16 protein-coding genes and 1 tRNA gene are annotated in these 18,112 nt (G+C 68.8%); 2 read left to right on the top strand and 15 right to left on the bottom strand.

Going from position 1 to position 18,112, the window contains the following annotated elements; genetic code table 11:
• Positions 1-99: 99 nt before the first annotated feature.
• The 6 genes from AB8Z75_RS10120 to AB8Z75_RS10095 form a co-directional block, all read right to left on the bottom strand.
• Positions 100-510, bottom strand: a complete 411-nt coding sequence (locus AB8Z75_RS10120; protein WP_369201110.1) for a PGPGW domain-containing protein — start codon at positions 508-510, stop codon at positions 100-102.
• Positions 511-744: 234 nt separating this feature from the next.
• On the bottom strand, positions 745-1,404 hold the full coding sequence (locus tag AB8Z75_RS10115; RefSeq protein WP_369201109.1) for a response regulator: 660 nt from the start codon (positions 1,402-1,404) through the stop codon (positions 745-747).
• Positions 1,401-2,552 (bottom strand): sensor histidine kinase, encoded by a 1,152-nt coding sequence (locus AB8Z75_RS10110; protein ID WP_369201108.1) that lies wholly within the window; start codon positions 2,550-2,552, stop codon positions 1,401-1,403. Before AB8Z75_RS10110 ends, AB8Z75_RS10115 begins: the two co-directional genes overlap by 4 nt.
• Positions 2,549-3,454: a lysostaphin resistance A-like protein gene (locus AB8Z75_RS10105; protein WP_369201107.1), complete on the bottom strand. Its 906-nt coding sequence runs from the start codon at positions 3,452-3,454 to the stop codon at positions 2,549-2,551. Before AB8Z75_RS10105 ends, AB8Z75_RS10110 begins: the two co-directional genes overlap by 4 nt.
• 176 nt (positions 3,455-3,630) lie before the next feature.
• A complete protein-coding gene (locus AB8Z75_RS10100; RefSeq protein WP_369201106.1) occupies positions 3,631-4,554 on the bottom strand; it encodes an alpha/beta fold hydrolase in 924 nt (307 codons plus the stop codon).
• Between the two features lie 392 nt (positions 4,555-4,946).
• Positions 4,947-5,522: an ABATE domain-containing protein gene (locus AB8Z75_RS10095; RefSeq protein ID WP_369201105.1), complete on the bottom strand. Its 576-nt coding sequence runs from the start codon at positions 5,520-5,522 to the stop codon at positions 4,947-4,949.
• Between the two features lie 102 nt (positions 5,523-5,624).
• On the opposite strand from AB8Z75_RS10095, the gene AB8Z75_RS10090 reads away from it, so the two are divergent.
• Complete coding sequence (locus AB8Z75_RS10090; protein ID WP_369201104.1) at positions 5,625-6,797, top strand: epoxide hydrolase family protein; 1,173 nt, start codon at positions 5,625-5,627, stop codon at positions 6,795-6,797.
• 176 nt (positions 6,798-6,973) lie between these two features.
• Here the strand turns inward: AB8Z75_RS10090 and AB8Z75_RS10085 are convergent, their stop codons facing one another.
• From AB8Z75_RS10085 to AB8Z75_RS10060, 6 genes are all read right to left on the bottom strand, one after another.
• Entirely contained in the window at positions 6,974-7,579 is a 606-nt protein-coding gene (locus tag AB8Z75_RS10085) for a class I SAM-dependent methyltransferase (RefSeq protein WP_369201103.1), read from the bottom strand.
• Between the two features lie 176 nt (positions 7,580-7,755).
• The gene (locus AB8Z75_RS10080; protein WP_369201102.1) at positions 7,756-8,604 is read right to left on the bottom strand and encodes a YwqG family protein; all 849 of its coding nucleotides are present in this window, start codon (positions 8,602-8,604) and stop codon (positions 7,756-7,758) included.
• 706 nt (positions 8,605-9,310) lie between these two features.
• Positions 9,311-9,658, bottom strand: a complete 348-nt coding sequence (locus tag AB8Z75_RS10075) for a hypothetical protein (protein WP_369201101.1) — start codon at positions 9,656-9,658, stop codon at positions 9,311-9,313.
• Positions 9,658-13,980: a DUF6531 domain-containing protein gene (locus AB8Z75_RS10070; RefSeq protein ID WP_369201100.1), complete on the bottom strand. Its 4,323-nt coding sequence runs from the start codon at positions 13,978-13,980 to the stop codon at positions 9,658-9,660. The genes AB8Z75_RS10075 and AB8Z75_RS10070 overlap by 1 nt, the downstream gene beginning before the upstream one ends.
• A 22-nt stretch (positions 13,981-14,002) precedes the next feature.
• On the bottom strand, positions 14,003-14,401 hold the full coding sequence (locus AB8Z75_RS10065) for a hypothetical protein (RefSeq protein ID WP_369201119.1): 399 nt from the start codon (positions 14,399-14,401) through the stop codon (positions 14,003-14,005).
• Between the two features lie 642 nt (positions 14,402-15,043).
• On the bottom strand, positions 15,044-15,187 hold the full coding sequence (locus AB8Z75_RS10060; RefSeq protein WP_369201099.1) for a hypothetical protein: 144 nt from the start codon (positions 15,185-15,187) through the stop codon (positions 15,044-15,046).
• Between the two features lie 104 nt (positions 15,188-15,291).
• Here AB8Z75_RS10060 and AB8Z75_RS10055 point away from each other — a divergent pair, with 104 nt between their 5' ends.
• Positions 15,292-16,020 carry a zinc ribbon domain-containing protein gene (locus AB8Z75_RS10055; protein ID WP_369201098.1) on the top strand — a complete coding sequence of 243 codons (729 nt, stop codon included), beginning with the start codon at positions 15,292-15,294 and terminating at the stop codon, positions 16,018-16,020.
• Here AB8Z75_RS10055 and AB8Z75_RS10050 read toward each other — a convergent pair.
• The 3 genes from AB8Z75_RS10050 to AB8Z75_RS10040 form a co-directional block, all read right to left on the bottom strand.
• Positions 15,985-16,069 (bottom strand) — tRNA-Leu (locus tag AB8Z75_RS10050). The two genes, AB8Z75_RS10055 and AB8Z75_RS10050, sit on opposite strands and share 36 nt — an antisense overlap.
• Before the next feature lie 154 nt (positions 16,070-16,223).
• Positions 16,224-17,300 (bottom strand): sugar phosphate isomerase/epimerase family protein, encoded by a 1,077-nt coding sequence (locus tag AB8Z75_RS10045; protein WP_369201097.1) that lies wholly within the window; start codon positions 17,298-17,300, stop codon positions 16,224-16,226.
• Positions 17,297-18,112, bottom strand: an 816-nt coding sequence (locus AB8Z75_RS10040) for an alkaline phosphatase family protein (protein ID WP_369201095.1), incomplete at its 5' end; no start/stop codon positions are given. The genes AB8Z75_RS10045 and AB8Z75_RS10040, both read right to left, overlap by 4 nt.

Here is an 18,112-nt window from a genome sequence, read left to right as displayed (position 1 = left end):
CGCGTCAAATGCCCGACCCAGCGGTGCGCGATCGAGCGGTGCGCGACCCAGCGGTGCGCGCCGCCGTGCGACACCCGCCGAGAGGAGCGGGCATGCCGGTCACCGGCGGGACGCCCGTTGCGCGGTGACCCGGCGGCGGCTCCAGACCAGGAGCCCCACCAGGATGAAGCCCGCCAGGATCAGGCTGGAGCCGGTGCTCCAGCCGCTGAAGGGCAGCTCGGGCACGAGCCCCCAGGCCACACCCGCACCCATCAGGGCGAGCGCCGCGAGAGCGGAGCCCGTCAGACGCAGCGGCGAGGAGACGCTCTCCTCGGCGGCCTGGAGCGCCCTGTCCCGCACCGGCTCGACGTAGCGGTTCAGCCCGGGAAACTCACGGGAGAGGACGACCAGGCCGGCGAAGACGAGCAGCAGTCCAGGCCCGGGCAGGACGAGGAGCGCCACCCCGACGAGCAGCAGCAGTCCCCCGCCCACGAGTGTCCCTACGCGTCTGACATGTCTGCCGGCCGCCATACCGCTCCCTTCGTCGCCGCACGCCCTTCGAGGGCGTCTCCGAAACCGGAAAGACCAGAAGACCAGAAGACCCGGAGACTGTCGGCCTGACACGGCGTTCACGGCGTTCCTGGCGTTCACCGCCGTCGCACCGCACCACACCGCACCGCACCGCACCGGGACGGCCACCGCTGTCCGGCCACCGAGGCATCCGGCGGGCACACTGGCGGGGCCCCTCCCCCGGGGGTCGGCACGTCAGGTCACCAGTCCCCGCCGGTAGGCGTAGACGACTGCCTGGACGCGGTCGCGGAGATCGAGTTTGGTGAGGATGCGGGAGACGAAGGTCTTGACGGTCTCCTGGCTCAGCAGAAGGGCTGCGGCGATCTCGCTGTTGGAGAGGCCGTCCGCGATGAGGCGAAGGACCTGGAGCTCACGAGGGGTCAGCGGGGTGTCGTCCGGGCTGCCCTCGGCGGGCCGGATGCGGGCGGCGTACCTGCCCACGAGCTGGCGTGTCACCTCGGGATCCAGCAGGGCGGCACCCATCGCCACGGTGCGGATCCCGTGCAGCAGCTGGGCGGGCGGTGCCTCCTTGAGCAGGAACCCGCTCGCCCCCGCGCGCAGCGCCTCGTACACGTACTCGTCGAGGTTGAACGTCGTCACCACGAGAACCTTGACGGGCCGCGGCACCCCGGCACCGGCCAGCAGGCGAGTGGCCTCGATGCCGTCGAGCACCGGCATCCGTACGTCCATCACCACGACGTCGGGGCGCAGCCGGCCGACGAGGTCGACCGCCGTCCGTCCGTCGCCGCACTCGCCCGCCACCTCCAGGTCGGGCTGCGCGTCGATGATCGTCACCAGCCCGGTACGGACCAGTACCTGGTCGTCGCAGACGAGGACCCGGACCGGCGCCGTCACGACGCGCTCCGCGCGGGTATGCGGGCCCGTACGACGAAACCGCCGCCCTGCTGCCGCCCCGCGCTGAAGTCGCCGCCCAGGACGTCGACCCGTTCACGGAGCCCGGCCAGGCCCCGGCCGCTCCCGCCGGGAGAACCGGCTCGCGCACCGGAACCGTCCGTGCCGACCTCCACGACGATCTCCCGCACGGTGTGCCGCACCTGAACCGAGGTGCGGCCCCCGTGGGCGTGCTTGAGGGCATTCGTCAGGGCCTCCTGGACGACCCGGTAGGCCACCAGGTCGGCGCTGCCGGTCGCCTGCGCCGGGGTGCCCTCCTCGGTGAACTCCACCGGCTGGCCGGCCCGGCGCGTCTGCTCGACGAGCGTGAGAAGTCTGCCCGCAGGAGGCGTTCTGGCGTCGGCACGGTGGTCGGGATCGAGCAGGTCCAGCAGGTGCCGCAGGTCGGTGAGAGCCCGCCGGCCGGTGTCGGTGGTGGCGGTGAGCGCCTGGTCGAGGCGATCGGGCGCGGCCGTCAGATAGCGTGCCGCCTCCGCCTGCACCACCATCGCCGTCACATGGTGGGTCACCACGTCGTGCAACTCGCGGGCGATACGCGTCCGCTCGGCGGTGCGCGTCTCCTCCGCGATCCGCAGACGGCGTTCTGCCTCCGCTTTCCTGGAGGAGCGCACCCAGGCACCGATGCCCCACACGAGGGCACACGCCAGGTAGAACGCCACGAACTCGTCCAGCCCCTCCGTGCCGAGCCGGAAGAGGGCGAACGCCAGCGGCACGTACGCCACGGAGAAGACCAGCACGGTGGCGCGCCGGTGCCGCTCCAGATGGGCCCCCGCGCTCAGCAACGCGAAGGACAGCCCGGTGCCGGCGAGCGTGTGATACCCGAGAAGCTGGTCGGTGGCGAAGCCGACGAAGGCCACGGCGAGACAGGTGACCGGCCACCGCCGCCGCCCCGCGAGCGGAAGGCACTGCAGGGCGACCGCCACCACCGCCAGCGCGTCGAAGGGACGGTCAGGCAGGCCGCCGAGCTGCGTGCCGTGACTGTGGAACGCCGGCACGAACGACGGGACGAACAGCAGCAGCGCGAGCGGGAGGTCCCGGACCACGACATCGAGACGCCGCCACAGCTCGGGGACCAGCCGAGAACGGATCACCGGGGAAGTGTACTGGTGGCCTCGGCCTGCTCGGCCTGCTCGGCGCGCTCGGCGTGAGGCCCGGTGCGCTGCTCGGTCTGGCCCTGAGTGCGCCGCTCGGCGCGCCGGCGGCGGGGCGTCAGGTGGCCGCGACGGCGAGCCAGCCAGAGGAACGCGAGCGTCGCCAGCGCGCAGAACGCGACCGAGAACACGCTCCCCTCGGGCCCGAAGTCCCCGCCGGTGACGAGCTGCGGGCCGGACGCGGTGGTCTCCAACAGCCCCTGGTTGGCGCCGTTGCCGGAGACCACGCTGCTGAAGACGCCGGCCGCGGCGAAGTTCCAGCCGAAGTGCACGCCGATCGGCACCCACAGCGTGCGGGTGGCGACGTACGCGGCGGTGAGCATGCCGCCCGCCTCGATGGCGACGGCGAGAGCACCCCACCAGGTCGCGTCCGGATTGGCCAGGTGGTACGCGCCGAACAGCACGGCCGTCACCGCCATCGCGATCCAGGTGCCGGTGTGCTCCTCGACGATCCGGAACAGGACGCCGCGGAAGAGCAGTTCCTCCGTCACGGCGGCGGCAGCCATGAACCCGACGAGCCCCACCGCTCCGGTCGTCGAGCCCCGGCCCTCGATCTCGTAGTACCCGTTGGTGGCGAGTTGCAGGACGACGAGCCCGAAGACCGCGGCCCCGGCCAGCGTCCCCGAGGCGAGCGCGGGCGCCGCGCCCTGGCGGGCCACCTCCGCCACCGTGCGGTGCTCGGTCCGCCGGACGATCCACGCGTAGACGAGCAGTGCCAGCGCGGCTGTCGCGAGGCCGACCGCGAGCGTGAGCCAGGGGTTGCCCTCCGGCACCGACGCGATGACCTGGCCGCCGATCAACGCAACCGCCGCGACGGCAAGAAGCTGCCATAGCACTCTCATGAGACTCTTCTCCGGGTCCGCTCTCCGAGTCCGCGGCCGAAGCGCCGCGGCTGTGCCGGAACGCTACGGCGCCGGGGCCCCGGGGGCGTCACCACGCGGTGGACACTTGCGGCACGCCCGTGTAGCTCGCACGGGGGACAACGCCCTCCGGAGCAGCTCGATTGCCGGTCTGGCGCCTACGCGCGGTCCGCGGCCTGCGAGGTGACACGCTCAAGAGCCCCGGCCGCGACGCCGGGCTGGTCGACGTAGATGTAGTGCTCGCTGTTCTTGGCGGTGCTCAGCTTGCTGCGGCTGGAGACCGCCAGCCACTTGCGCTGGCCCTCGGACCACGCCCGCTCCATCGCCGCCCCGTGGTCGGGCACCTTGGCCAGATACCGCTTCCCGTGCTTGATCACCGCCACGGGTATGTCCCCGGCAGAGCGCACCTTCCCGTCGCGGACCGTGAGTTTCTCGGGGTTCTGCCCGTGCAGGACCGCGAGGGTCTGGTCACGCAACTCGGCCGCCGGACCGGTGGCGGACTCGGGCACCGCCTCGGCGAGATCCGCGTTCTGCGTCGGTGAGGTGGCATCCATCAGGACCAGCCCCGCCACCCTGCCGTGGTGGTCGCCGGCATACCGGGCGGCGATCAGCCCGCCCAGCGAGTGCCCGCCGAGAACGACCGGAGCGTCACCGGAGACCCGCTCGATCACCCCGGTCAGCACCTTGCCGCTGCTTTCGAGGGTCTGAGGCCCATCCGGCTTGTCGCTGGCACCCGCACCGAGCCGGTCGTAGGAACAGACCCGGTTCTTCCCGCTCAGCGTCTTCTGAAAGCCCGCCATCTTCTTCAGCCCGTCGCCGCCACCGTGCAGGAGGACGATGACCGGCCTGCCGTCCGCCCGGCTACCGGCGCAGGACACGTTCACCGACCGGCCGCCGACCTCGATCTTCTTGGTTCCTGTGCCGGTGAGCACGGCGTCACCGGTCGGCTGCTGCGAAGCGGACGACCCCGAAGCCGCCTTCGCGGAGCCGTCCTCCGACGGCTCCTCGCAGCCGACGAGCCCGACACCGCCCACCGCGGCGCACAACGCGATGACGGCAGACACCCTGCCACTGCGGTTCATGTGATCTCTCCCGTAACGAAACGCAGGCCGCCTCCCCCGCCTCCGAGACCAGGCGCCCGTCCACGGCCGGAACGCCGTGGCTCCCCCGAACGCTACGAACCGGGCACCCCGGAATCGTCACCCCGCGGTGGACACCTGCGTGTGGCTCGCGCGGGGGACGGCGTCGACTTACGCGAGGTCTTGCGCGGGAACTTGCGCGAGGACTTGCGCGAGGCACTGAACTCGACCAGGTCGTCGACACCTTCGCCGCCCGCAGCTCGTCGTCGGCTCCCCACGGCTCCGGCCGGCCGAGCCATCCCGCGCCCTCGGACCATCGATACCGCCGCCGGTGCGCACCCGACGCGACAGAGGGAGCGCGGGCGCGGGGCCCACTGGGAGGTACCGAGTAACGATCACTTGGCCGTTCTGGAGTTCTTGCGCTGGTTGGCATGGAAGCGCGCCTTCTTCTGCCGATTCCCACACGTGTTCATGTCGCACCATTTGCGGGTGCGACTTTGGCTCGTGTCGAAGAAGGCGGCTCGGCAGGTTGGTGAGGCGCACAAGGCCAATCGCCCGTCGCGTTCGCCCGCGATGACGCTGATCGCGTCGGCAGCGATCACGCTGAGGGCGTCTTCCACGCAGGAGGCCGAGCTGAGCCGCCATCGCCGCCCGCCCTCGGGCGTCAGGATCGCCGCGGCCCGCCCCTGCGCACTGCGGTCATTGATGACGTGGACAGCCGACGCGGGGAGGGCGTCCTGGAGCGCCGCCGCTGTTGCGGCTGCGTGGATTGATTCCCGCAGCTCCCGGGCGAGGTCGAGTTGGGCAGGGGTGCAGGAGTCCACGGCGAGGCCGTTGACCGCCAGCCAGTCGACGAGTCGGTGCGGCACGGGAATGCGCTCCACGGCGTGGCCATGACGCTCCGAGAGAGTCCCCGTGAAGCTGGTCGCCAGCACGTTGCCGAGGCGGAAGTCAGGGAACTCAGCGCGCATGGAACCACCTTAGCAGGTTGCCATATGATACGGGCGGCTGATAGAACCGTCTCAGCCGGTTCGCGATAGCTCGTCGACGTTCCACGATGGCCAGGAGGTCTCATGCCCCGCCCCACCAGCGACGTGCAAGCCTTTGAAGCCCACGCGACCGACGCCGACCTCGACGATCTGCGCGCGCGGCTGGACGCGGCGCGGCTGCCGGAGGCCGAGACGGTCTCTCGCGCCGCGTCCGGCCCTCACCGATGGGCACAGGGCGTTCCTCTCGCCGACCTCGTCGATGTCGTGCACTACTGGCGCACCGCGTACGACTGGCGTGCTTTCGAGTCGCGCCTCAACCGGATCGGCCAGTTCCGCACGACCATCGACGAGTTGGGAATCCACTTCCTGCACCGCAGGTCCGCGCGCACGGATGCCACCCCTTTGCTCTTGACACACGGCTGGCCGGGCAGCGTCGCGGAGTTCATCGACGGAGTAGACGAACTGGCGGATCCGCACGACGCGGACGCGCCGGCGTTCCACGTCGTGGTCCCGTCGTTGCCAGGCTTCGGCTACAGCGACAAGCCCGCCACCACGGGGTGGGGAATCGAGAAGATCGCGGCCGCGTGGGTGGAGCTGATGGGAAGGCTCGGCTACAGCAAGTTCGCAGCCCACGGCGGCGACTGGGGAGGCCCGATCACCACGGTCCTCGGCGGCAGGTTCCCGGAGCACGTGCTCGGCATCCACACAACGACCGCGCAGGCGCCGCCCGGGCTGACAACGGACGGACTGACGACGGCCGAGCGCAAGTGGACCGAGGACACCCGCGATTTCTGGAACCGCCGCGCCGCGTTCGCGAAGCTGCAAGCGGCCCAACCGCAGACCATCGGCTACTCGCTCGTCGATTCACCCGTCGGGCTTCTTGCCTGGATTCTGGACAAGTTTGCCGAGTGGACGGATACCGAGGACAGCCCGTTCGAGACGATCTCCAGGGACAGGATTCTCGACAACGTCACCCTGTACTGGCTGACGCGGAGCGGCGCGTCATCGGCGCGCATCTACTACGAAAGCCACCTCTCACTCGACCCGGAACTCAAGGTCGACGTCCCGTCAGCAATCGTCGTATACCCCCACGACATCGAGAAGTGTCCGCGCCCCTGGGCGCAGGAGCGGTACCGACAGATCGTCCGATGGAAGGCCGCCGGGTCAGGGGGACACTTCCCGTCCCTGGAGGTGCCCGAGTACTTCGTCAAGGACCTGCAAGAGGGCCTCGCGGCCGTGCTGGCCGCTCGTCGGTGAACATCGGCTGGGCGCCGGTGCCCGCTCACCGCCTGACCCGGTGCAAGGCGCTGCCAGGCGGCGCTACCAGACCGAGCACGTCGAACGGCGGCACGTGGCCGGAAAGCGCGGCAAAGCACGTGGCCGGAAAACGCAGCGAAGCACGTGGCCGGAAAGCGCGGCGAAGGCGGCACGTCTCACCGGCGATGGACGCTGACCGCGTAGCCGCCACCGTCGTACGGGTCGGCGTCCCAGGTGGCGAAGCGGTCGACGAGGGCGAGGCCGGCGGCGGCACAGTAGCCGTCGTACTTCGGCAACGTGATGCTCGGCGGCACAGGCAGGTGGGCCGCGTCCAGGCCGAAGCCGGCGACCAGCAAACCGCCCGGTCGCAGGGCCGCAGCCAGGCGCTCGACCACCGTGGCCTCCGTGCCGGCGGCGAGCAACGGGAAGATGTTGCCTGCGGCGACCACGAGGTCGAAGTCTGCCGCGATGCCCAGCAGGTCCGGCTCGAACTCGGTCAGGTCGAGCCGGAACCAGGGCAGATCGGGCGCCTGTTCCTCCGCCACCGCCAGCATCGACGCATCGAGATCCACTCCGACACAGTCGTATCCGAGCTCCGCCAGCCGGATCATGACCCGGCCCGTACCGCACCCGGCGTCCAGTACCCGCGCTCCGGCAGGCACAAGAGCCGCGCAGAACCGCGCCTCACCGTGCACGTCCTTGCCGCTACGGCTCAACGCCGCGAACCCTGCGGCGTAGTCGCTTCCGGACGTCTCCCCGGTCAGCTCGTTCCAACGGCTCATGGGCCCAACAATAGGTCGGAGGCCGTACCCGTCGGTTGCCGGCCTGCGCGGCGCCCCGGCGCGGACGAACCCGCGCCGGGGACACTCCCTGGCCTCCCTGGACCCCCTGGCCTCCCTGGACCGCCCGGACCGCCTGGACTCCCTGGCCGAGTACCGGGTCGGCCGCGAGAACCCGCTCAGCCCATGTGCCAGGTGAACATCGCCCGGTCGAACCGGCACTCGGCCAGGTCATGAGGGCGTATCAGCCAGTACAGCAGCCCCGAGTCCCCCCAGATCATGCCCGCCTCGTCCACACCGTCGAACTGCGCCAACAGCACCCACTCCTCGGCCTCCGAGCCCGCGACCTCGATTTCGACGAGGTCTTGGATCGACTCGGCGTAGCCACCGATCTGGTGGGCGCTGTCGGCGTCGTCCTCGCATTCGAACTCGATCAGCGCGTCAGTGAAGTCCTCCTCGCAGATCGGATGCTCATAGGAGTCCGGGTACGAGGTGCCCGGCGCGAACGCCGCCACTGCCCTGGGGTGCGAGGGAGCGGGCGCCGTCATCACGGTCCGCGCGGTCAGAGGCAGAGACGGAAACGGTGTGAGCCCGGCGGGCGCCTCACGCACCGGCGCGTCCTGCCCCTCTGGCACGTAGAGGACCCGGGCGCCCGAGCGGCTGTCACGGACCGATGGGCTGACCGCCCAGGACGCGTATCCGTCCAACTGGCCGTCGAAGAAGAAGAACAGCAGTGTGCCTGCACTCGGAAGGGGAATGTCCACGGAGTCGGAAGGCAGCTCAGCGCAGTCGATCGAGGCGATGAGCGACAGAGGCCCGTACCCCTCCCATACCGGCCAGTCCTGTCCGTCCGGCAACCGGGGAAGCCCCCCGATCCTCCCGACGACCGCGTCCGGGTCGCCATCGCCATCGCCATCGATCTCCAGTCGTACGGCAGGACGCAGGAGACCAAGCCACTGTTCTGCGATGTCCGAGGGGAGATGCCGCACAGCAAAGTCACGCCAGGCGTCGAGAGATGCAGATGTCATGACCACCATCATGGCCGACCCCCCTCCTGAGACGCCGCCCCAGTTGGTGAGTCGGTGACCACGCGAGGTCGGACCCCGGTCGGCCGGTGGTGCGCTACCAGGCGGCCGATACGCGCCGCCACACTCGGGCCGCTTCCCCTTGTCTGCGGCGCAGCAAGCCGGGCGGTCATGCGCGAGGCCCTGCTCGTGGGTCACGAACAGGGCCTGAGGCAAGATCGCTGAAGCGTTGGTCACACGGCTGGTCACGATCATGGTCTACCACCTACGAAACCGCAGATCGCAGACCCCAGGAGGGGGCCCGGGGGGCGTCGAGCGATGCGCACGACACCGTGGCGCTGGCCAGGGGGGCATTGGTGCTGCCGTAGACCGCCCGGGCTGCCGTCAGGGTACGTGTCAGTGGTGAAGGGGAACTTGAAGCACACGCGCACGGTGGTGGCGGAGGTGTTGGATTTACGCAACCCGCAACCGTGGTTCAAGCCCTCGGAAGGAACCACATACTGACCTGTACCGCACCCACTGCGACTTGCGGAGATTCGCTCAGCATACGATATGAAGGCTTCCTCCGTAGATGCGTGTTGGTTGACACAGCGACGGCGCGAGCAGCACACGACACAGCCGGACACATTCGACTCAGCGAGCTTCAATGCGAGGGGCTGCGGGGAATGGCTCTCCATGACGAGCGGCTACGGCAGAGCCTTTGCTTCACTCAGAAAAGGAGCTGGTCCGAGACCTTCACCCTGGGGCGTGTGCGCAGGACCAGTGACCCATTGCACTCTCCCATGTCGAAGTCGGTCACGATGAGAGTCTCACCCGGCGAGTGCCGTACAGACAGGCGGGTCGCCCCCTCACGAAACACGTCTGCGATGGTCTCGCCGTTCTCGGCCACCCATCGCAGCCGAACGGAACGCCCCGGTACGTCATACGAGAAGAACAGGTGCTCTGTGTCGCTGTATTGAAAGGTGAGGACGTAAGCACCGCTTTCGTCCATCTCTGGCCACGCATCCGTCTTCTCGAAAATTTCCAGTTCATCCGGGACGGTAAATTCTCGGTACATTATTTCCCTGCTCCTGGGGGTTGAGGTGCGTACGGCGGCCAATGAGGGAGGCTGCCCTGCAAGCTTACATTCGGGCCTTTACCGCGGAAAATTACGGTGGCCAGAGTAGGAGTACCATCAGGGTTCAGGCGCCAAGTGCTCTCCACTCCGAGCGAGCCGTGTGGGCCGTGCAGTACCGAATTTGTGATTCCCATCTTAGCGCTCCCTCCATCCCAATGCTTGGTGAAAGTGCGCTCAAACGGTTGCGCGGAAGCTCGTTCCAGATGATCTGTCACATATGCTCGCATATCCGCAGAATCCGTGATGCCGATTCGATTCAACTGAAGCTCATTTTGAAGCGCTCTTGGTGAATTGTGAGGGTCAGACTTAATATTCTTGTTGAATAGGTAGTCGAGTTTTCGAGGGTTTACCTCGGCCCTGATACTTCCGGGGGAGAGCCCGAGTGGGTCGATTTGGCTGTTGGGGTCATTGAGGTACGCGTATGGATTAGGGGCTGGCGTGAGGCCGAGCGGGTCCGGGGTGAGGTAGCGAGCCGACTCGGGGTCGTAGTAACGGAAGTAGTTGTAGTGCAGGCTCGATTCCGGGTCGGCGTACTGGCCCGGGAAGCGGAGTGGGCAGGTGATGTCGCCGTGGCCGTCAGGCGAGGGGAGGGGAGTGCCCCACAAAGCGGTGCGGTGTTGCCAGGCCAGCGCCCCCGCGGGGGTAATGAGTTCCGTGGGTGTACCCGTCAGGTCGGTGACAACCGCATGGAATTCTGGGTGCGTTTCCGTCGTCTCGGCGAGTTTCGTGAGGAGAGAGGTGCCGGGCTCGGGAACGAGCTGAGTGCAGTCGGTTTGGGTGAGGGGGCGGTGGGTGCCGGGGGCGTAGTCCCAGGTGGTGGATTTGCCATCGGGCGTTGTCTGCTCGGCGAGGCGGGTGTCGTCCCAGGTGAAGCTGGTCGTCTCGCCATCCGGAGATCTCTTGGATATCCGGCGGCCCAAGGGGTCGTAAACGTACGTCCAGGTCGCGCCGTCCGGCGTAGTCGCCGAGGTGAGTCTGTCCTCCGCATTCCAGGTGTAGATCCAGGTGCGGCGTTGGCCGTTCAGGAGGCGGCGTGTTGTCGAGGTACGGCGGCCCGCCGCATCGTGGTCGTACGAAGTGCGGCCGGCTCGGTGGAGAAGGGTTCCTTCGGCCTGGCGTTTGCCTGGGGCCGGGTGGTCGGGTGCCTCGGCGCTGGTGAGATTCCCGGCGGGGTCGTATGCGTATGTCTCCCGCCAGCCGTGCGCGCTGACGCCCGTCACGCGGCCCACCGGGTCGAGGGTGAAGCGGCGGGTGCCTGTGGCCAGTTCCCGGATCTCGGTGAGGTGGCCATCAGGGCGATAGCTGTAGGTGCGGTGCTGGAGAAACTCTGGCCCTGTCCTTGTCGTCTGCGTGGTGAGGCGGTCGGCTGCGTCCCACTGCTGGGTGAGGGAGATGTCGCCGGTTCGGCGTTCCGTCTCGCGTCCTGCCGCGTCGTAGGCGAAGGTCAGTGTGCCGTGGTCGGTGGCCAGTTCCGCGGGTCGGCCGTCGGCGTCGTAGGTCCAGGTGGAGGTGAGGCCGGAGGGTGTGGTGCGCTGTATCGGGAGGCCGAGCAGGTTGTAGGTGTAGGAGATGGTGCGACCGTTGGTTGTTTCGGTCAGCACGCGTCCCAGCGGGTCGCGTTCGATGACGACCTCGGCTTCCGGGCTGCTGGCCCGGATCAGGTCGCCCGTTGCGTTGTAGGTGTACGTGGTGCCGGTGCCCGTATCCTCCTCGTGCTGCTCGGTTGCGCGGCCGAGTGCATCGCGGGAGAAGCGCAGTGTCTGGCCTACTGCGTTCGTGCGAGCTACCAGTTGCCCTGCCGCGTCCAACCTGTAGGTCAGCCTCGCGCCGTTGAAGTCCGTCTCGGAGGTGAGGCGTCCTGCCGCGTCGTACTCGTATTCCCAGTGCAGACCCTGTGGATTGGTCACCCGGGTGAGGCGGAGGGTGGTGTCGTAGGTGAAGGTGTAGGTGGCGCCGTCCGCGCCCGTACGTGACACCGGCATGTCCCATGGTCCAGCGGTGTGGCTGCTGGTGTGACCGGCCGGGTCGGTGTGTGTGAGGAGGTTGCCTTCCGCGTCCCAGGTCCAGCTCTCACGGCCTCCTGCAGCGTCTTCGCGCCAGCGGGGTTTGCCTTCGACCGTCCAGGCCATGCGCGTGACGTGCCCGAGGGGGTCGGTGATTTCCGTGATGCGGCCGAACGTGTCACGTTCGATGCGGGTGGTGTGGCCCAGCGTGTCGGTCACTGTGGCCGGGAGCCCTACTGGGGTCGGGGTGCTGCGGCGGGTGTGACCGAGGGCGTCAGTGACGGCGGTGAGGTGGCCGCGCTCGTCGTACGCGAAGTGGCTGACCGCTCCTGCTGGGTCCACTGAGCGCGTGAGGTTGCCCTGTTCGTCGTAGGTGTGCTGCCAGCGCGCGCCACCTGGTTCCGTCACTTCGGCCGGTTGCCGCAGGTGGTTGTACGTCGCGGACATACGGGAGCCGTCCGGCAGCAGCACCTCCGACAGGTTGCCGTCCTCGTCGTAGCTGTAGCGCGTGGTGCGGCCCAACTGGTCTGTGTGGGAGAGGCGGTCGTGGCCGCGTGCGTCCCACTCGGTGTAGGTGGTGTTGCCGAGCGGGTCGGTCTCGGCCACGACCTGACCGTCGTCGTTGTGGCGGAAGACGGTGCTGTGGCCGTGCGAGTCGGTGTAGGTGGTGGTTCGTGTGGGGTCGTCGTAGGTAAAGGTGTCGTTGTAGATGCCGTCGGTGCCCTGCGTGCGGATCGTGCGGCCTGCTTCGTCGTAGGTGAAGCGGCACCACACCCCGTTGCGGTCGGTCCAGGAGAGCATGCGCCCTTCACTGTCGTAGGTGAAGCGCATGGCTTTGCCGCTGGAGTTGATGACCTCGGCCAGGTTGCCGGCCTCGTCGTATCCGTAGCGCATCACCAGGGTGCCGGAGGCCGGTGCCTGTTCCCGCTCGTAGGGCGAGGGGGCCTCCTCCAGCAGCCGCAGGGCTGTGATCCGCTGCCCTTCGGTCTCGACAGTGAGGTGGTAGCCGCCGGAGTGACGTACCGCGCTGGGTATTCCGTGCGCGTCGCGGTCCACCTCGATGCGGGCGCCGTTGCGGTCCTGCCAGGATTCCACCGGCAGTCGCAGTGTCGTCTCCTCCTGGGTGGGGCCAGGGTGGGCGAAAGTGCGTGTGACGCCGCTGTCGGGGTCGGTGACCCTCAGCACTCCGTCCGGTTTGCCATCCCATTCCAGGGGCCAGCGCGGGCCTTTCTCCGGCAGGACGGGCACGCCCGGCTCCGGGACCGGGTAGACCAGCCGCATGCCGTCCGCCGCCGCGAACACGACTCCCTGCGCATCGAGTTGTACCTGTTCGTCCAGGGTGGAGGACCAGCTCGGACCGAAACACACCCCGGCCCGGTAGGAGGAGACGTGGGTACGGGTGAAGTCCAGCGGCAGCGACGCCGGCAGCGACAGGTCGGTCAACTGCATGAACATCGCCCCAGTGGCGACATCCACCGGCTCCCCGGCGCCCGGCACCTTCTCCGTCGGACGCGAGGACTTGCCCGGGATCAGCTTCTCGCGCAGCGAGGCGGGCGGGCGCATCATCGGTGGCCTCGCCCCCGGCCCGGGGGCAAAGGGCCCAAGGACCGCGCCGGTCAGGGTGCCGTACTTCGCAGCGTTGCTGACCTCCTCCAGACTGAACCCGTCCTGCTGACCGGCCAGGATGCGCGCGGGCTGCGCCACGGCCAGGTCGATGGCGACACTGCTCACCCCGGCGAAGACCGCACCCCGCGCGATACGCGCGACCAATGCCGCGGCACGTGTGGCCAGGGACGCGGACTTCTCGATGCTGAGGGTCACGATCCCCGTCGCCGCTGTCACCGCTGCCGCGTCCGAGGCCCCGAGAGTGGGGCCAGTCAGCACGATCCCGGCCGCGATCACCGCCGCGCTGCCCACGATCTCGCTGCGGATCTGCTTCTTCGTGCCGTCGATATCATCGGCGAGTTCGTCGAGCATCTTGGCCATGTCCCGGGCCGCTTCGGGCAGGCTGCGCAGCCAGCCCTTCTCCCCTTTGCCGACATAGCGGGACCAGAACGTCTCGAACGCGTCGACGGCCTTGCCGCTGTTGACTTCCAGGATCCGCTGCGCCGAGTGGTTGGTGTCCCCCTGCACATCCTCGGCGTCCTTCGCGAACGCCCTCCAGGCCTTGGCCGCATCCCGCAGCTTGTCCTGATCCCCGTCGGGCCAGATCAGGCCCATCCGCTCGAGGATCTCCCACGCCTTCTCCAGAGCGCTCACGCGCCGCCCCCCCTGCGTAGTCCTACTTGCCGTCCGGGTCCCGGTCACCGTGCTCACGGACAGCCCTGGTGAACATCCCCTTGATCAGCTCCTCGTTGTCGACGTGTCCGTCCTTCATGTCATCAAGCGCCTCATGAATACTCACCAACCCGAGCACCAGCACCCCCGCCGCCTCCTCGAGGGATCGCTGGTACGGCTTGTAATCCTTCGCGAAGTTCTCACCCACAGGGTCATCGCCCCACGGCTCGCCCAGACCGTCCAGCGTGGTGATCAGCGTCGTCAGTGCCCTGCTCAACTTCTTGCTCTGCTTACCGAAGACCGGAGCCGCGAGCTTCAACTCCGGCACCTCGATCCCCAGCACCTCCCCACCCTTGGTGGCCCCCGCCCCGTAATCCGAGCTAGTGGTGTGGTTCAACTGCATCCGCGCGGGCTCTTCACCGTGTGACATGACAACCTCTCGTTTTTTCATTCGGGACGGGACCGCGTGGTCAATCTCGGACGATGGACTGGTTTTCCTTGACGATCACGTCCTGCTCGTAGGTGGACTGTCCGTCCGGGAGGGCCGGGTCGCCAGATGGCGGACCGTCGCGGCTGGACGAAAGATTCGCTTGCCCCACCGTGCTCAACTCCAGAGTCACGGGCTGGTGACGCCGTGCCATCGGCCTGGATCACGCTCCAACCTCCGCGCCCCAAAAAGCACTTGAGTGTAGTCACTCGGTGACTCTGATGACAGGGCAGGATGCCGACCCCGGGCCCGCGTAACGCCGCATAGCAGGTGATAAGGAGATTTTCTTGGTCCATCGAGCGCGTGCTCATTGGGTGGTGAGTAGACCGAGCAGCGCGGACCTGAACTGGAGCGTGCTGGCCACCCGGCCACCCGGCCACTCGACCGCAACAATTCATCCACCACCTTCGACGGGCCATGGACATCAGGAACCGGATCGCCCACGTCGATGACGGTCCCTTCCCACAGGCGGACATACGAGACCTGGTGTCCTTCGCCAGCCATCTGAGGGACTGCGTACGGTGAACCACCACCGGTCCGTCACCGTATGCATGCACGTCAATGGACGGAAGTCCCGTACGGCGAACCGACCGCAGCGATGAGCTGCCCTCCGGTGAAGAAGTGACGTGGCCATTTGAAGTCCTGCTCGACATCGACGACGTCACCCTCGGCCACCGCACCCAACTCACTTGGAACCCCCACGACAAGTGGATCTGGTCCGCCGAAGCGGTCCACGAACCGCTCGTGCCGATGGCCGACTTCCAGGCCGCCCAGGCCCGTCAGGAACGCGTCGCAACACCGCGGGTGTGGAGCGCAAGGTCGGTCCGACCAAGCGCAGCTACGCCCTGCGCGGCCTGCTGCGCTGCGGCCTCTGCGACCGCAAGATGCAGGGCAACTACAACCGGGGCCTTCCGCACTACCGCTGCCGCTACCCGGCCGAGTACACGCACAGCGCCTCACTCCCCCACCCGCTGGCCGTCTACGTCCGCGAGGGCGCGCTCCTCCCCCCACTCGATGCCTGGCTCGCCCGCGTCTTCGCCCCTGGCCGCCTCAAGCAGACCCTCGAAGCCTTGCACCAGGCCCAGACCGCGGCCACCCCCGCCCCGGATCCCGCGCTGGAAGCCGCCCGCCGTACCGTCGCCGAATGCGAACGCCGCATCGAGGGATACCGCGCCGCCATCGACGCTGGTACGGACCCGGCAACCGTCATGGAATGGATCAACCAGGCCGCCGCCGACCGCGACGCCGCCCAACGAAAGATCACCGCCGCCCAGACGGCCCCCGCCCCGAAGGCCGCCCGCCCGCTCACCGAGGAGGAGATCGCCCAGATCATCAAGGACCTCGGGGACCTCACTGACCGGCTCCAGCAGGCCGCTCCCGAACGCAAAGCCCCGCTCTACGCAGCGTTCGGGCTCACGCTCAGCTACGAACACAGCAAAAGGGCCGTGACTGCTGAGTCACGGCCCACATGCGTCCGCACACGACGTGCGGATGGTACGTGTCCGAGGGGGGACTCGAACCCCCACGCCCGATAAAGGGCACTAGCACCTCAAGCTAGCGCGTCTACCATTCCGCCACCCGGACTGGGCTGTGCCACGTCAGCGGGGCTGCCGTGGCGACGCCCGTAACGATACCAAGGGTTTGGAGTGCTTCTCACCTGGGTTTCCTGGCGAGAAGGTGGGTTATGACCCTTTTGGTACGCATACGTTCCTCGGGGGACGGGGGCGGGACGCCGGGGTCACCGCCTTCCGCGCAGGTACGCCGCCGAGCGGCGGGCCGAGGTGAGGGAGCCGGCCGGGTTGGCGGCCGGGTCGACCGCGTCGTCGCGCTCCATCAGCCAGTGGTGGCCGCCCCGGCCGTGGCCGTGGCGGCCACGCCGCAGCACGGTGGCGACGAAGTTCTCGTAGTCGAGGTCGCCGTCGCCGACGTCGACCATGTGGAGGCCGTCGGCGGACGCCTCGTCGTGTTCGCCGTCCTTGACGTGGAAGAGCGGGTAGCGGTGCGGGGCGGCCAGCACGTAGTCGAGGGGTTCGAAGGGGGCCGGAGTGCCGTCGGGGCGTGTACTGAAGCGGTACTGGCCCGCGAACGCCCAGTAGATGTCCATCTCCAGGTAGACCAGTTCGGGGTCGGTCTCGGCGAGGAGTACGTCGTAGAGACGCACGTGGGGCTTGTCCTCGGCGAAGCCGAACTCCATCTGGTGGTTGTGCTGGTAGAACTTCAGGCCGCGTGCGCGGGCGGCGGCTCCGTAGGTGTTGAAGTCCTCGGCGGCGCGCTTCCAGCCGTCGACGGTGCGTCCGTAGCGGTCGGGGCTGGCGGCCGTGCCGACGTGCGGGAGGCCGAGCGCGGCGGCGTCGTCGACGACCTTCTCCAGCTGGGTGGCGAAGGTGTAGTCGTCCGGGTTGTCCGAGTAGTAGCCGACGTGGCTGCCGATGCCGCGCAGCCCGTGGTCCCGCATCAGCCGTTTGAGCTGCCGCAGCGTGAGGTCGCCGGTGCCCTGCGTGTAGCCGGCGAACTCGACCGAGTCGTAGCCGTAGCGCTCCAGCTCCCGGAAGACGGTGGCGAAGCCGAGCTCCTGGACCTGGTCGCGGACGGTGTACAGCTGGATACCGAGCTTGCCGCGCGGAACGATCGGCCGATGGCCGTGCCCGTGCCCGTGCCCCGGGGCGGGCCGCCGGTCGGTGGCGGGCTCGGCGGCGGCGGAGCCGGCGGTGAGCAGCGTGGCGGCCGTGGCGCCCGCGGCGACGCCGAGGAAGCCGCGGCGGCGCAGGGTGTGGTCGAGCTCGGGGTGCTGGGGCTGTACGGATCTGTGCGTCATGAAGCATCTCCCAGTGCGAGGTCGAGAAGCAGGCTTTTGACGTCGGTGGCGGGGAAGGGGCGGGTTTCCGCCGCGGCGCCGAGTGCGTCGGGGCGGGAGCAGAGGAGGACGGGTCCGTCCTCGGTGCGCTCTGGCAGCCTGCCGTGGCTGCCGCGGATCGGGGACGGGTCGAGGGGGACGACGGCCATGCGGTACCGCATGCCGGCCTTCTTGCGGGCCAGCGCGGCGGCTGCGCGCAGCTTGACGTAGGGGTCGTGCGGGTCCATGAACAGCTCGACGGGGTCGTAGCCGGGCTTGCGGTGGATCTCGACGAGCTGCGCGAAGTCGGGGGCGCGGCGGTCGTCGAGCCAGTAGTAGTAGGTGAACCAGGCGTCGGGTTCGGCGACGGCGACGAGTTCGCCGGAGCGCGGGTGGTCCAGTCCGGCTTCCTTCTTGCCCGTCTCGTCCAGCAGCCGCTCCAGGCCTGGCAGCCCGGCCAGTGCCTCGCGGGTGGCGGGCAGGTCGGCGGGGTCGCGGACGTAGACGTGGGCGAGCTGGTGGTCGGCGACGGCGAAGGCCTTCGACGTCCACGGGTCGAGGTACTCCATGCCGTCCTGGGTGTGGACGTGGAGGAGTCCGGCGCGGCGCAGCACGCGGTTGATGTCGACGTGGCGGCGCACCGGGGTGATGCCGTACTCGGACAGGACGACGACGGTGCGGCCCTCGGCGCGGGCGTCGGCCAGCAGGGGGGCGAGGGCGGCGTCGACGTCGGCGGCGGCGCGGTGTGCGCGGGGGTCGTCGGGGCCGTGGCGCTGGAGGTCGTAGTCGAGGTG

Origin of the sequence: Streptomyces sp. PU-14G (assembly GCF_041028275.1) — a bacterium.
In the GTDB taxonomy this organism is placed as follows: Bacteria; Actinomycetota; Actinomycetes; order Streptomycetales; family Streptomycetaceae; genus Streptomyces.
This window is presented reverse-complemented; position numbering and strand designations above follow the sequence as displayed.